At 71.6% G+C, this 14,750-nt stretch carries 11 protein-coding genes; 5 read left to right on the top strand and 6 right to left on the bottom strand.

Features of this window, described 5'->3' with window-relative positions:
* The first annotated feature begins 19 nt into the window (after positions 1-19).
* Positions 20-520: a GNAT family N-acetyltransferase gene (locus ACYVHU_RS13520; protein WP_078762184.1), complete on the top strand. Its 501-nt coding sequence runs from the start codon at positions 20-22 to the stop codon at positions 518-520.
* 19 nt (positions 521-539) lie between these two features.
* Here ACYVHU_RS13520 and ACYVHU_RS13515 read toward each other — a convergent pair whose 3' ends face one another.
* The 6 genes from ACYVHU_RS13515 to ACYVHU_RS13490 are packed head-to-tail and all read right to left on the bottom strand — an operon-like array spanning position 540 to position 8,102.
* Positions 540-1,433: a mycofactocin-associated electron transfer flavoprotein beta subunit gene (locus ACYVHU_RS13515; protein WP_078762183.1), complete on the bottom strand. Its 894-nt coding sequence runs from the start codon at positions 1,431-1,433 to the stop codon at positions 540-542.
* A 46-nt stretch (positions 1,434-1,479) separates the two neighbouring features.
* The gene (locus ACYVHU_RS13510; protein WP_235001007.1) at positions 1,480-1,848 is read right to left on the bottom strand and encodes a ferredoxin family protein; all 369 of its coding nucleotides are present in this window, start codon (positions 1,846-1,848) and stop codon (positions 1,480-1,482) included.
* 2 nt (positions 1,849-1,850) lie between these two features.
* Positions 1,851-3,152, bottom strand: coding sequence for an FAD-dependent oxidoreductase (locus ACYVHU_RS13505; RefSeq protein ID WP_235000992.1), 1,302 nt, complete (start codon positions 3,150-3,152; stop codon positions 1,851-1,853).
* Positions 3,149-4,174, bottom strand: coding sequence for a mycofactocin-associated electron transfer flavoprotein alpha subunit (locus ACYVHU_RS13500; protein ID WP_235000991.1), 1,026 nt, complete (start codon positions 4,172-4,174; stop codon positions 3,149-3,151). The genes ACYVHU_RS13505 and ACYVHU_RS13500 overlap by 4 nt, the downstream gene beginning before the upstream one ends.
* Positions 4,171-6,141, bottom strand: a complete 1,971-nt coding sequence (locus ACYVHU_RS13495) for a mycofactocin system FadH/OYE family oxidoreductase 2 (protein ID WP_235000990.1) — start codon at positions 6,139-6,141, stop codon at positions 4,171-4,173. Before ACYVHU_RS13495 ends, ACYVHU_RS13500 begins: the two co-directional genes overlap by 4 nt.
* Positions 6,138-8,102, bottom strand: coding sequence for a mycofactocin system FadH/OYE family oxidoreductase 1 (locus ACYVHU_RS13490; protein WP_078762180.1), 1,965 nt, complete (start codon positions 8,100-8,102; stop codon positions 6,138-6,140). Before ACYVHU_RS13490 ends, ACYVHU_RS13495 begins: the two co-directional genes overlap by 4 nt.
* Before the next feature lie 603 nt (positions 8,103-8,705).
* On the opposite strand from ACYVHU_RS13490, the gene ACYVHU_RS13485 reads away from it, so the two are divergent.
* From ACYVHU_RS13485 to ACYVHU_RS13470, 4 genes are all read left to right on the top strand, one after another.
* Positions 8,706-9,689: an ABC transporter permease gene (locus tag ACYVHU_RS13485; RefSeq protein ID WP_078762179.1), complete on the top strand. Its 984-nt coding sequence runs from the start codon at positions 8,706-8,708 to the stop codon at positions 9,687-9,689.
* A 220-nt stretch (positions 9,690-9,909) separates the two neighbouring features.
* Positions 9,910-10,836: an ABC transporter permease gene (locus ACYVHU_RS13480; RefSeq protein ID WP_078762177.1), complete on the top strand. Its 927-nt coding sequence runs from the start codon at positions 9,910-9,912 to the stop codon at positions 10,834-10,836.
* A 17-nt stretch (positions 10,837-10,853) separates the two neighbouring features.
* Complete coding sequence (locus ACYVHU_RS13475) at positions 10,854-12,980, top strand: dipeptide ABC transporter ATP-binding protein (RefSeq protein ID WP_432939113.1); 2,127 nt, start codon at positions 10,854-10,856, stop codon at positions 12,978-12,980.
* Between the two features lie 51 nt (positions 12,981-13,031).
* Positions 13,032-14,747 (top strand): ABC transporter family substrate-binding protein, encoded by a 1,716-nt coding sequence (locus ACYVHU_RS13470; RefSeq protein WP_078762175.1) that lies wholly within the window; start codon positions 13,032-13,034, stop codon positions 14,745-14,747.
* Positions 14,748-14,750 lie beyond the last annotated feature (3 nt).

Genomic DNA, 14,750 nt, shown 5'->3' with positions numbered 1-14,750 from the left:
CTGATGCGACGATGGGGCGATGGTCGAAATACGTGCGGCGCGCCGAGCCGATGCCCCCGTCATGAGCGAGATCTTCCACGCCGCCGGCCTGGCGGCCTGGAGCGGGTTCCTCCCCGAGGAGGAGCTGCGGGCCGAGGCACTGCGTCCACAGATGTTCGACCAGGCGATCCGCGCCTTCGAAACGACCGTCCGCGTCGCGGTCGACGGGGACCGGGTGACGGCGTTCGCGGTCCTGCGCCCCTCGGCCGACAACGACGCCGAGGCCAAGGTGGGGGAACTCCACATGTTCTACGCCCACCCCCGGGTCTGGGGGACCGGTGTCGCCCGGCTTCTCATGGCCGACGCCCTCGCCCGGTTGCGCGCGGCCGGCTACCGCGCGGCCACCCTGTGGACGGCCGAGGAGAACCACCGCCCGCGCGCCTTCTACCGGTCCACCGGATGGCGCCTGGACGGGGCACGCCGCTCCAAGACCCGCCACGGTGTCGTCTTCACCGAGCTGCGTCACCGCATCGAGTTGTGACCCCGCCCGCGCGCACGGCTCACCGCCGTCCGGTGTCGGGCGGCAGGTGGCCGGTCTCGCGCAGATAGGCCAACAGCTCCTCGGCGGCCTCCTCCGGAGTGGCGGTGACGATGCGCGGCGCGCCGCGCATCGTCACCGAGACCAGCGCCAGCGCCCGCTGACGCGCGCTGGCGGCGGGGTCGGGAGCCGGCAGGGCGCGTGGACGGGGCCGGAACGGCCCCGGACGTTGCGGGAAACCGGAGAAGCCGTCGCGCGGCGCCGGGGCCAGCGCGGTCTCGACCGACAGCGACCCCCGCTCCAACATCGCCTCCAGCGGAGCCCGCCGCAACCGCGCCACCCCCGCCTCGACCGACACCACGGCCGGCGTGGGCACGCGCAGGACCTCGCGCCGGCCACCGTCCAACCGCCGGACCGCGCGGAGCTCGCGGGAACCGTCCGGGCCGCGCGCCTCCAGCGACACCAGCCCCAGGGCCTGCGCCGCCCCCAGCTCGTCGGCGAGGAAGGCCGGAACCGCGCCGCTTCCCCGGTCGGTGCTCGCGTTCCCGCACACCACGACCCCGGCCGGGGCCGGACCGGCGGGCTTCAACACCGAGGCGAGGGCCGCGGCCACGGTCGAGCTCCCCGCGGAACCGTGCGGCCCCGCGGTGGGCAACTCCACCCGGACCGCCCGCGTGGCGCCCACGGACAGGGCGTCGCGCAGGATCTCCGCGGCCTCGGGAGGCCCCACGCTGACCGCCACCACCTCCTGCCCCCACGCCTCGCCGATCCGCAACGCCGTCTCCAACGCCGCCATGTCGGCGGGCGAGACCCCGAGCGTGTGCGTCGCGCGCCGGTGTCGGAGGCGGACCGTCCCCGTCAACGGATCGATGTCGGGGCGCAGGTCGACCAGCTTGAGAGCGGCGGCGATGGTCATCTGGCGATCTCCTGGAGAACGGGGGAGAGGGGGACGCCGGAACCGTTCACGCCCACCGCAGCACCACCCCCTGGCCGCCCGGGGGATAGGACCAGGAGATGGTCCCCTCCTGGGAGCAGACCAGGGTGCAGGCGCCACACTCGAAGCACTGCTCGTGGTTGAACACCATGCCGCCATCGGCGGTGGGGGTGAACAGGTCGGCGGGACAGACTCCGATGCACGGCCGTCCGGCACAGGAGCGGCACGCCTCGGTGTCCACGACGATGTGGGGCTGCTCGGCCACGCGGAACTCCACCGTGGCCATCCGGTCCTCGAACGCGTGCTCCGGCCAATCGGGAGGGCCGGGTGTCTCGTCACCGCTCCTGCGGGGGGCCGAGGTCCGCGACCAGGGACGACGGCGGAAACGGGGCAACATCGTCACGTGAAGCTCCTCAGGATCTGCCAGCCGTCCCGGACGAGGTCGCGCAGCCGGGTTCCGTTGGCCGCCGCCGTCTCGCGCAGGATCGAGCTGAGGCCCTTGCGTGGCCGCGGCGCCGGAACGGTGAGCACCCGTTCGGCGGCGTCGCACACCAGCCGCGGGTATTTCTCGTGGACGGCCTGTGAGCGTAGCAATCGCGGAACCTCCCGCCACCTCCGGTGGTCGGAGAGGACGAACGAGGCCTCCAAGCGGTTCCGGTAGGCGGCCAGGGCCGCCGTGGAGACGTCTCCGGCGCGCACGGACCGTGCCGCCACCTCGCCGGCCGCCATGCCCGAGCCGATCGCGAAGTTCACCCCCTCCAGCCACGGCCCCGCGGCCAGGCACAGCCCGGCGGCGTCACCGCACACGAGCAGACCGGGACCGGCGAGCCTGGCCAGCGCGTCGTAGCCGCCCTGCGGTGCCAGGTGCGCCGAGTACTCCTTCAACTCGGCGCCGCGCAGGTACGGTGCGATCGAGGGGTGGGCCTTCACCCGGGCGATCAGCTCCTCGGGCCGCACCCCCGAGGCGGACAGCCCGTCGACCGACACCACCACCCCCACCGCGACCGTGTCCAGGTAGGTGTGCAGGAACGCCCCGCCCGGGATGCCCGCGGTACAGCCCAGCATCTCGATCTCGGCGCCCTCGCGCCCGCTGAGCCCGAACCGTTCGTCGATCTCCTCACGGGACAGGGCCAGGACCTCCTTGGCCCCCAGCGCGAAGTTGCCGGGATCGCGGGCGGCGGACAGCCCCGCCTCGCCGGTGAGCAGGGAGTTCACCCCGTCGCAGGCGATCACCACGCCCGCCTCGATGTCGCCGCCCTCGCGATCGGTGGTCACGCCGCGCACCGTGCCGTCGGGGGCGCGCAGCAGCCCGGTCACCGTGGTGGAGCACACCAACCGGGCGCCCGCCCGCTCGGCCTCGCCGGCCAGCCAGGAGTCGAACTCCGAGCGGTAGGCGGTCGCCCCGTTGTAGGGCGGCCGGGTCCAGCCGGCGGAACGGAAATCGAGACTGAGCGACTGCGTCCCCGTCATGACCATGGTCGTGCGCCGGGTCACCCACCGTTGCACCGGTGCGCGCTCCCACCAGCGGGGGATCAGCCTCTCCAGCACGCCACCGTGGATGACGCCCCCGTGCATGTTCTTCGCTCCGGGGAACGGGCCACGCTCGACCAGCAGCACCGAGGCCCCCGTCCGGGCGGCGGCCAGCGCCGCGGCCGATCCGGCCGGGCCCGCTCCCACCACCACCACGTCGAATCGCGTCACCCGAGCTCCTCCTCGTCCCCGCCCACCCGATCGACACCGGTCCCGACCCCCAGCCGCCGCGCCAACACCTCCAGCAACGCGGCCGCGTCGGTGACCAGCCCCAGGTCGGCGACCGCCATCATCGGACATCCCGGGTCGAGGTTCACCGCGACCACATGGGCCGGATGGTCGGTGCCCGACAGATGCTGCGGCGCTCCAGACACCCCCAACGCCACATAAAGGTCGGGGCTCACCCTAGCCCCGGACGAACCGATCCGCCGGTCCAATGGGAGCAAACCCGCGTCCGTCACCGGACGGGTCGCTCCCACCGAGGCACCCAACGCCGCGGCGACCTCGCTCAGCAGCGCGAACGCCGCCACGCCGCGATCCGGGCCGCTCATGAGTCCGGCACCGCCCGCGATGACGCGCCGCGCCTCCCACAGGTCCACGGCCGTTGGATCGGGGGCGACCACCGCCAGCGTCTCGGCGTCCAGAACGTCCGCGTGCTCGTCTCCGGCGGCAAGCCCGCCGACCGGTGCCGGTGCCGTGTCGGAGTCGGCGCGGGGAAGCGCTCCCCCCGTCCCCGGACGCAGCGTGACCACGGCCGGACCGGTCAGCCCCACCCGGATGCCACGGCGGTCACCGTCACGCGGGAGCACCGCGAAACCGGGGCCGATCTCGACGGCGCCGGCCAGCAGCGGGCGGCCCAGCCGCGCCGCCAGCCGCGGAGCGAGATCACGCCCGTCGGGGCAGGCCGGCAGCAGCACCACGCCGAACCCCGAGCAGGTCTCGGCGAGGGCGTGGGACCACGCGGCGGGACGGAACCCCTCGGTCTCCCATACGAGCAACGGGTGAGCGGCGCCGTCCAGCGCGGACGCCGCCGCCCGGGCGCCATCGCCGGCCAGGACCGCGCCACCGGCCTCAGCGATGACCTCCAGACCGCCCTCGGGCAACCGGCCCTCGCGGACCGGGACCACCGCGATCGTCCCGCTGGGCTCCCTTTCCTCCCAGCTCTGTTCCCGGCCCACCGGACTCCCGCTCACAGCGACGTTCCGATCCGCTCGCCCTCGATGACCGCCATGTCCACCCGACGTGGCGCGACACAGTCGCCCACGCGCAGCGTCTGGACACTCGGGTGCCTGCGCAGGGCGCGGTACAAGCCGTCCAGCGGGGCCTGGGGCAGCGCGCACACCACCCAGTCGACGGTGCGCCCACTGGTCTCCCCGGTCGGCAGATAGGCCAACTCGACCTCCAGGCGGCCCGTCCGCGCGCACTCGCCCACCCTCACCACCTCGTGGTCACACGTCTCACCGATCCCCTTGGCGGTCGCCCGCACGCACCAGTTCTCCAGATCCAGCGTCGTGGCGAGATCCTGGCCGACGACCATCGCCGATGTCACCACCTCCACGACGCAACCACGGTCGGCCAGCAGCTCGGCCGTCCCCGTGGCCTGGTGGAACCCCACCTCGTCGACGAGCAGCACCGACCCGCTGGGACGCACCCGGCCGGAAAGGACGTCGCGCACGTCCACGACCCGCTCGCGTCCCCGCCCCCAAGCGGGACGCCGCGGCCTCGCCCCGGTCGCCACCACCAGGACCTCCGGGGCCTCGCGCCGCACCAGTTCGGCGTCCACGGGCCGACCGTACTCGACGCGCACCCCGAGACGACGGCACTCGGTCAGCTGGTTGCGGACCAGGACGCCGAACTCGGCGCGACCGGGCGTGGACGCCGCCAGGAGCACCTGGCCTCCCGCCGCGCGCTCGGCCTCGTACACGCGCACCCGGTGCCCCGCGCGTGCCGCCGCGAGCGCGGTCTGCAGACCGGCCGGGCCGGCGCCCGCGACGAGCACGTCGCGCCCGGCCCGCCGCGACGACAGCGCGGGCAGGAACTCGCGGCCGACCCGCGGGTTCTCCACACACCCCAACCGCCGGTTCGCGCGGACCCGGCCGACACAGTCCTGGTTGCAGGACAGGCACACCCGGACCGCCTCGGGCGCACCGGCGCGCGCCTTCGCCGCGAAGTCCGGATCGGCGATCTGGCCGCGCACCACGTCCACCAGATCGCAGTGGCCATCGGCGAGGGCCCGGTCGGCCTGAACGGGATCCTTGAACCTGCCGGCGCCGATCACCGGCAGGTCCACCGCGCGGCGCAGCGCGTTGGCGACGAACAGGGCATAGCCCGGCGGAATGTGCATGGACGCCCCGTCCAGGTGCGGTGCCGCGGTGGACACGCCGATGGAGGCGCCGACGTAGTCGACCTTCCCGCTGGCCTCCAGCACGCGGGCCACGGCGATCGCGTCCTCCAGGGTCGTGCCGCCGTCGACGAGCTCGTCACAGCACAGGCGTACGCCCAGGACCAGATCGGGGCCGATACGGCGCCGTACCTCGCTGATGATCTCCGACAACAGCCGCGTCCGGTTCGCCGGAGACCCCCCGTAACGGTCGCCGCGCCGGTTGGTGGCGGGGGACAGGAAGGCGCGGACGATCGAGGAGTGGGCGCACTGGAGCTCGACCCCGTCGAATCCGCCCTCGACACAGTGACCCGCCACCAGCCCGTAGCCGTCGATGATCTCGGAGATCTCCTGCCGCTCCAGCGCCTTGGGCACCTCGCGGAAGGCCGGATCGGCCACCGGGGAGGGCGCCCACAACGGGCGACGCGAGTACAGGGAGGTCGACTGGCCGCCGTTGTGGTTGATCTGGGCCAGGATCGGCACGCCCTCGCGGTGCACGGCCTCGGTCACCTTCCGGTGCCGGGCGACCACGGCGGGATCGAAGCCGCGGATCGTCCGCTCCCGGGGCCGATCCGAGGGATGGACCGACTGCTCCTCGGCGATGATCAGGCCGGCGCCGCCGCGCGCCCGCGCCGCGTAGTAGGCGGCGTGACGCTCCGTGGGCAGACCGTCCTCGGCGTACCCGGTGGGATGGGCACCGAACACGATCCGGTTGGCGAGGGTGATCGGCCCCAGCCGCATCGGCCGGAACAGGTGGGGGAAGCGGCCCGTACCGGTCACCTGTACATCTCCTCGATGCCGGCCGCCGCGCGGCGCCCCTCCAGGATCGCCTCGTAGACGCCCCGGGGCGCGACCACGTCGCCGGCCCGGTCCATACCGAGCCGTTCCCCCCGCCACAGCCCGTCGTCGGGCAGCCGGAAACCGCACTCCACCACGAACCCTCCCTTGACCTCACCGGTCTCGCCGGTGTGGACGTGCTCGATCCGCAGCACGCCCTCGGCGGCACCGCGCACCGCGCAGCGTTTCACGACCCCCACCCGGGCCCGGGCCAGCCGGGCGAGCGCGCGGGCACGGTCGTCCGGTGTCGCGATCCTGGCACCCACCAGATGGTCCGGCGTGACCAGCGTGACCTCGTGGCCCAACGCGGCCAGGGTCTCGGCGACGCTCACCCCCGACACGCCCCCGAACGGATCGTGCACCGTGGCCGGCCCCGCGGGCAGCCGCCGGCGCAGCTCCTCCTCGGGCAGCGACAGCAGCTCGGCGACGTCGTGGACGACCGCGCCCTCCTCGATCGGGTATCCCGGCTCGCCCATCCGGCCACCCGCGCACAGCACGACCACGCCGCCGGTGGCCAGCCGGGCGTCGATGTCGGCGGCACCGGCCCGTACCCCGGTCTCGATCCGGACGCCCAGGCGCTCGCACTCGGCCGTCAACCAGTCGGCGAGCAGGGCCAGGCGCCCCAGGCCGGCTCCCGCGGCCAGCACGCGCAGCATCCCCCCGGTCCGCTCACGCTGCTCCACCACCCGGACCCGGTGCCCGGCCTTCGCCGCGTTGCGCGCCGTCTCCAGGCCGGCGGGGCCGGCGCCGATCACCAGCACCTCGACGGGGTCATCCACCGGGGCGGGCACGACAGGCGGGTGGGACTCGTGGCCGCTGTAGGGGTCGCCGATGCAGCTGACCGGCGGATTGCGCGGGTCGCGCACCTGGCACGCCTGGTTGCACAGGACGCAGGGGCGGACACGTTCGGGCGTCCCCGCGGCGAGTTTGGCGCCCAGCCGGGCGTCGGCGATCTGGGCCCGGGTCATCTCCACGAGCGCGGCGGGGCCCTCGGTGAGGAGCTCCTCGGCGTGCCGAGGGTCCACGATCGACCCCTGCGCGCACACCGCGACCGAGGAGGGCAGGGCGGCGCGCACCCGTCGGGCCGCCGCATCGTTGAAACCGGGCGGTACGTGCCCGTCGGGGCGCGACACATCAGGGGCGCGCAGCGAACCGCGCACCACGACGACGTAGTCCACGGCCCCGGCCGCGGCGAGCTCGGCGGCGATGGCGGGCGCCGTCTCCGGAGTGATCCCGCCCGGGGTTCCCGGCTCGTCACAGCACAGCCGCAGTCCCACGACGGCGCCGCGCCCCACGGCCCGCCGGACCGCGCCGAGCACCTCGCGGGCGAAGCGGGTCCGTTGCGCGCCACCGTAGCCGTCGGCGCGGAGGTTGGTCACGGCCGAGAGGAACTGGCGGATCAGGGCGCGTCCACCGGCGTCGACTTCGACCCCGTCCATGCCCGAACGCACCGCGAGCCGGGCCGCGTTGGCGAAGGCGGCGACGATCTCGGCGATCTCGGGGGTGTCCATCTCCCGGGGCACCTCGCGGCTGAGCGGGTCGGCGACGTCGGAGGGGGCCCACAGGGCGGTCCGGCCGTAGGCGTCGGTGCCCTGGAGGCCGGTGTGGCCGAGGCCGGCGAGGGCCAGGCCGCCCTCGTCATGACAGGCCCGGGCGATGGCGGCCCACCCCGGGGCGCATCTGGCGGCGAGCGGGGCACGTTCGTAGGGCCAGTCGGAATCGTGCACGGAGGCGGTTTCGGTCACGATGATTCCGCTGCCGCCACAGGCGCGGCGCCGATAGTAGGCGGTGTGCCGCTCCGACAGGGCCCGTCCGTGGCCCAGGTTGGTCACGTGTGGTCCGAACACCAGGCGGTTAGGGGAGGTGACCCCGCAGGCCAGGCGCAGCGGGGACAGAAGCTGCATCGATGGAGGAGCCTTCCTGATCGCGTGCGCGGTACTGCCACGGCGATCCGGCCGGGGACGCCGTACAGCCCATGATGTCGGTTGTCCGGGCCTTTGAGTGCTTCCTCCGGCATATCGACGTCACGGACCTGCTCAGGCGGGGCGCGGGCGTGGCGCCGGAAGGGAGGGGCGAGGAGCGGGTCGTGGGGGAACTCGGTGCGGAGACGAGAGCGCGGCCTCCGGGAAAGGAATTATGGACAGTACGCGAATGTAATTTCGGGCATTTTATTGAGCTCGATGATCTTGAATCCCTCGGATGGCCGCGAACGTTAATCTTCTGCGCGGAGAACGGTCCGTGCCGCCGTGGAACCGCCCTCGTGACGCTTTCTTGATGTCGCGGTGATCACTAGGTGTCTGGAGGTACCGCAGACTCGGGGACATTCGGCGCACGGATCGTGAACCGGAGAAAACGCGTTTCGGTAGTCGTGTGGAGCAAGATCCTCTGCAGTGGCGCGGGACGGACGCTCTTGGCGACAAGAAGCGTGTCGCAACGCCACGTCAGGAGATCCCACCCGACCACCGTGGAACATTCACGCCCCTGCGGCACGAGGTGGGAGGCCCCCATTGGGGAAGTTCCTGGCCAGGCGACTGGCGAACTACGTGGTCCTGGTCTTCCTGGCCACCACGTTCGCGTACCTGCTCGCCGCCTCCACGCTCAGCCCCCGCGCCAACTACGCGGAGATGAGCCCCCGTCCCACGGAGGCCGCGGTCGACGCCCAGCTCGACCGGCTCAACCTCAACGACAAGACGCCGCTGGCCGAGCGGTACACGGTGTGGCTCGGCGACGTCGTCACCGGCGACTTCGGCCGGACGGTACGCGACACCTCGGTCAACGAGGAGATCCAGCGCCGCGCCGGGGTCTCCATCCGGTTGATCGTGTTCGGTACCGTCATCGGCGCCGTGTCCGGCGTGCTGATCGGCGCCTACGGGGCGGTCAGGCAGTACCGGGTCTTCGACCGGGTCTCCACCGGCGCCGCGTTCTTCATGCTCTCGGTCCCCGCCGTGGTCGTGGCGATCTCACTCCAGGTCATTGCCGCGGCCATCAACGAATGGACCGGGACGACGATATTCCAGTACGCCGGCGAGTACACGACCGGCCTGGACGCCGGATTCTGGGGCACGCTCGGCAACCGCATCCAACACGCGATCCTGCCCACCCTCGCCCTGGCGCTCGGTCAATTCGCCGCGTTCAGCAGATACCAGCGCAACATGATGCTCGACGTGATCGGCTCGGATTTCGTGCGCACCGCCATGGCCAAGGGGCTCACGCGCCGCAAGGCGTTGTTCAAACACGCGTTGCGCACCGCGCTCATCCCGACCGTCACCTATTTCGCGTTCGTGTTCGGCTCTCTCATGGCCGGGACGACGTTCACCGAGAAGATCTACGGGTGGAACGGAATGGGCTCGTGGGTCATCGACTCCATCGTCAAGAACGACGTCAACTCGGTCGCCGCCGTGTCGTGTTTCATGGCGGTGTGCATCATGGTGGCCTCCTTCCTGTCAGACGTCCTCTATGCCTGGCTCGACCCGCGGGTGCGGGTGAGCTGAGCGTGAGCCCGATCGAGATCGTCGCCGGCCCACACGCCACGCGGCCCGCCCACGCCTCGGGCATGTCACGTGGAAGGCGTCGCGCGGACGAGAACCGGCGTGCGCCGCGCCCCCAGGATCGCGTGTCGGCCCGTCCGCGCGCCACCCGTTTTCCCGACCCGTGGACCGACAACGGGGCGGTGCCCCTCGCGCCCCATTTCACCCCGCTGGAGAAGACGCCATGAGCATGTCCACCGAGCGCGTGGCCGGAGAGACCGGGGCCGGCCACGAGGGCGGCACCGACGAGGTACGGATCCCCGGCCGCTGGTCGACGGTGCTGCGCACCATGCTCCGCCAGCGCAGGGTCGTGGTCGGCATCGTGGTCCTGCTGCTGCTCACCGCCGCCGCCTGGATCGGGCCGGCCATCAGCCCCTGGACCTTCGAGGAACGCGACTACGCGAACTTCCTCCAGCCGCCCAGCCCCGAACACTGGCTCGGCACGGACAACACCGGACGCGACGTCTTCACCATCACGATGGTCGGCCTGCAGAAGTCGATCATCATCGGCCTGCTCGTCGCGGTCATCTCCACCCTCGTCGCCGCCGTCGTCGGCTCCTTCGCCGGATACTTCCTGGGCGTCACCGACAAGGCGCTGATGTGGATCACCGACCTGGCGCTGGTGCTGCCCAGCTTCCTGATCCTGGCGATCCTGTTCCCCTGGATCCGGGGCAGCAACTGGCTGCTGTTCGTCCTCCTGCTCGCCGCGTTCATGTGGATGATCACCGCCAAGATGGTCCGCGGCATGACGATCTCGCTCAAGGAACGCGAATACGTCCTCGCCGCCCGCTACATGGGCGTACCGGCCTGGAAGATCATCTTCCGCCACATCCTGCCGAACATGTCCTCGCTGCTCATCGTCGACGCCACGATGAACGTCAGCTCCGCCATCATCGCCGAGACCAGCCTGTCCTACTTCGGCTTCGGCGTGCAGCCCCCCGACGTCTCCCTCGGCTCGCTCATCGCCATCGGAGCCCGCCAGGCGATCACCCACCCCTGGACGTTCGTCTTCTGCACGGGCCTGCTCGTCGTCCTGGTCCTGGCCGTCAACCTCATCGGCGACGGACTGCGCGACGCGCTGGACCCCCAGTCCAAGTCGCGACGCGCCTAGACGGGAGGCACCCGCACATGACCGCATCCCAGACCAGAACAGAGACGTCCGTGACCGACCAACGACCCGGGGACGCCCCCGTCCTCGAAGTCACCGACCTGCACGTCACCTTCCCCGGGGTCGGCAAGGCCCCCGACGTGCGCGCCGTGCGCGGGGTCAGCTACGCGCTGCGGCGCGGCGAGGTGCTCGGCATCGTCGGCGAATCGGGGTCGGGCAAGTCCGTCTCCTCCCTCGCCGCGATGGGCCTTCTGCCCGACTACGCGCAGATCCGTGGTTCGGTCAGGCTGCACGGGGAGGAACTCCTCGGCCTGGACGACCGGGAGATGGCCAAACGCCGCGGCAAGTCGATCGCCATGGTCTTCCAGGACCCGCTGTCCGGACTGACCCCGGTCTACACCGTCGGCGACCAGATCGCCGAGGCCGTGCGCATCCACAACCCCGACGTCGGCAAGGAACAGGCCGCGGCGCGCGCCGTGGAACTGCTCGAACTCGTCGGCATCCCCAACGCCGCCCAACGGGCCAAGGCGTTCCCGCACGAGTTCTCCGGCGGCATGCGGCAGCGGGCCATGATCGCCATCGCCATCGCCAACCAGCCCGACGTCATCATCTGCGACGAGCCCACCACCGCGCTGGACGTCACGATCCAGGCCCAGATCCTCGACGTGCTCAAGACGGCGCAGCGCGAGACCGGCGCCGCGATCGTCATGATCACCCACGACCTCGGCGTCGTCGCGGGATTCGTCGACCGCGTCCTGGTCATGTACGCCGGCCGCCCCGTCGAGATCGGCGACGTCGACGACGTCTACTACCGCACGCGCATGCCCTACACCATGGGCCTGCTCGGCTCGGTGCCCCGGCTCGACGACGCGGGCAGGGCGCCGTTGGTGCCCATCAAGGGCACCCCGCCGTCGCTGAGCGACCTGCCGCCCGGCTGCCCGTTCGCGCCGCGCTGCCCGATCGCCGAACCACGGTGCACCGCGGCCGAACCCGAACTGGTCCCGATCGGCGCGTCCGGACACCGCGCGGCCTGCGTCCGCGCCGAGGAGGTCGAGGAGAACGGGTGGGGCGCGGCCGACATCTACCCGTTGCCCGACATCCCCGACGACACCGCCGCGGAGGTCCCCCGGCAGGAGCGCGACGTCGTCTTGGAGGTCGAGGACCTCGTCAAACACCACCCCCTGATGAAGGGCGCGGTGTTCAAGCGCCGCGTCGGCACGGTCTACGCGGTCGACGGCATCTCCTTCGACGTCCGGGAACGCGAGACGCTCGGCCTCGTCGGCGAGTCCGGCTGCGGCAAGTCGACCACCCTCATGGAGATCCTCAGCCTGGACCGCCCCCAACGCGGCCGGGTCGTCGTCCTGGGACGCGAGTCGGGCACGCTCAACTCCCGGCAGCGCTTCGAGACCCGCCGCGAGCTCCAGGTCGTCTTCCAGGACCCGATGTCCTCCCTGGACCCGCGCATGCCGGTCTTCGACATCGTCGCCGAGCCGCTGCGCACCCACGGCCACCCCAAGGCCCGGCTCGCCGCCCGCGTCAACGAACTGCTGCGCCTGGTCGGCCTGGACCCCGCCCACGCGGCGCGCTACCCCCAGGAGTTCTCCGGCGGCCAACGCCAGCGCATCGGCATCGCCCGGGCGCTCGCCCTGGAGCCCCGCCTGCTCGTCCTCGACGAGCCGGTGTCCGCGCTGGACGTCTCCATCCAGGCCGGCGTCATCAACCTCCTCGACGAACTCAAGGTCAAGCTGGGGCTGTCCTACCTGTTCGTCGCGCACGACCTGTCGGTGATCAGGCACATCGCCGACCGTGTCGCCGTCATGTATCTCGGCAGGATCGTCGAGCTGGGCGACGTCGAGTCGATCTACCGGGCGCCCGCCCACCCCTACACCCAGGCGTTGCTGTCGGCGATCCCCATCCCCGACCCGGAGAAGGAACGCGCCCGCACCCACATCGTGCTCGAAGGCGACCTGCCCAGCCCCGCCGACCCCCCATCGGGGTGCAGTTTCCGCACCCGTTGCCCGAAGTTCAAGGAACTCGGCGACGGCGAGCGACGGCTCTGCCTGGACGAGGAGCCGCAGATCAGGCCACTGTCCACCGGCGATCACGGCGCGGCCTGCCACTACGCGCAGCAGCGCGCCGTCGTCTGACCCCGCTCGGCCCGCCGGGCCGGTACATCCCCTGAGGAGGAAACGATCACGATGCGAATCAGACGGAGCGCGGCGTTCGCCGCACCGGTCCTGGCGCTCACCCTGTTCGCCACCGCGTGCGGTGGCGGAGGCGGGGAGGAGGACGAGGGCGGCAACGACACCCCGACCCTCGCCGACATCGCCAACAGCGACGTCAACCCGCAGGAGCGGGACGCCCTCCAGGACGGCGGCACCCTCAACTGGGCGGTCAGCGATTTCATCACCCAGTTCAACAGCTACCACACCGACGGCAACCTGGGTGTCAACCTCGACATCCTGCAGGCGCTGATGCCGCGCGCCCACAACTTCGACGACACCGGCGCGGCGACGCCCAACACCAACTACGTCGAGGAGAGCAGCGTCAGCGACGACGGGAGCACCGTCACGTTCAAGCTCAACCCCGACGCGAAGTGGTCCAACGGCGAGCCCATCACCTGGGAGGACTACGCCGCGACCGTCGAGACGATGTCCGGCCGGGCCGACGGTGACTTCAACATGGGCACCAAGGCCGGCTACGGCGACATCTCCAAGGTCGAGGAGGGCGCCGACGAGTACGAGGTCGTCTTCACCTTCGACACCCCCTACGCGGAGTGGCAGGGGCTGTTCGACGTCTTGTACCCGGCCGAGTACATGGAGGACCCGGAGAAGTTCAACGAGGGCTACCTCGAGGACATCCCGGTCACCGCGGGCCCGTTCAAGCTCGACGAGATCGACAAGACCACCCAGCGCGTCACCGTCGTCCGCGACGACAACTGGTGGGGTGAGCCCGCCAAGCTCGACCGCATCACCTACGCGACCTACGAGAGCGACGCGATGGCCGGCGTGTTCGTCAACGACGAGATCGACGCCTTCTACGTCGGCTACGACGCGCCCTCCTACGAGCGCGCCCAGGAGCGCGAGGACGCCCGCATCGCCCGCGCGATCGACAACGGCTACCGCTACATCGAGATGAACGCCGGCCGCGGCCCGCTCGCCGACCTCGACGTCCGCCACGCCGTCATGCTCGGCATCGACCGGTCGGCCCTGGCCAAGGCATCCCTCGAAGGGGTCGACTGGCCCAGCGACCCGACCGTCAACCGGCTGATCCGCTCCAACCAGCCCTCCTTCCAGGACAACAGCGGTGACCTGGGGCAGCGTGACGTCGAGCGCGCCGCCCAGCTCCTCGACGAGGCGGGCTGGACCCAGGAGGCCGAGGGCGAGACCCGCGTCAACGCCGACGGCGAGAAGCTCTCCCTCACCTACGTCGTCCCCTCGGGCCTGCAGACCACGCAGAGCGAGGCCGAGATCACCCAGCAGATGCTCGGCGAGATCGGCATCGAGGTCAAGATCGAGTCGGTCCCCTCCACCGCCTTCTTCACCGACTACATCTACACCGGCAACTTCGACATGTCGTCCTTCGTCCAGGTCGGCACCACCCCGTTCGCCGGTGAGTCCTACGAGAACTACGGCGGCCCGTTCAACGACGACGAGGAGGACTGGGGCAACAACAACGGCCGCACCTCCACCCCGGAGATCAACGAGAAGTACGCCGAGATGGTGCGCACCACCGACCTCGACCGCTACTACGAGATCGCCAACGAGATCGACACCCTGCTGTGGGAGAACGGCCAGGGCATCCCGTTCTTCCAGCGCACCGGTATCTGGGCGGTCCAGGAGGACCTCGCCAACTTCGGCGCCAACGGCATGGCCTCGGTCATCTACGAGGACATCGGCTACATGAAGGAGTAGCAC

The sequence above is a fragment of the Marinactinospora endophytica genome (genome assembly GCF_054780875.1).
This window is presented reverse-complemented; position numbering and strand designations above follow the sequence as displayed.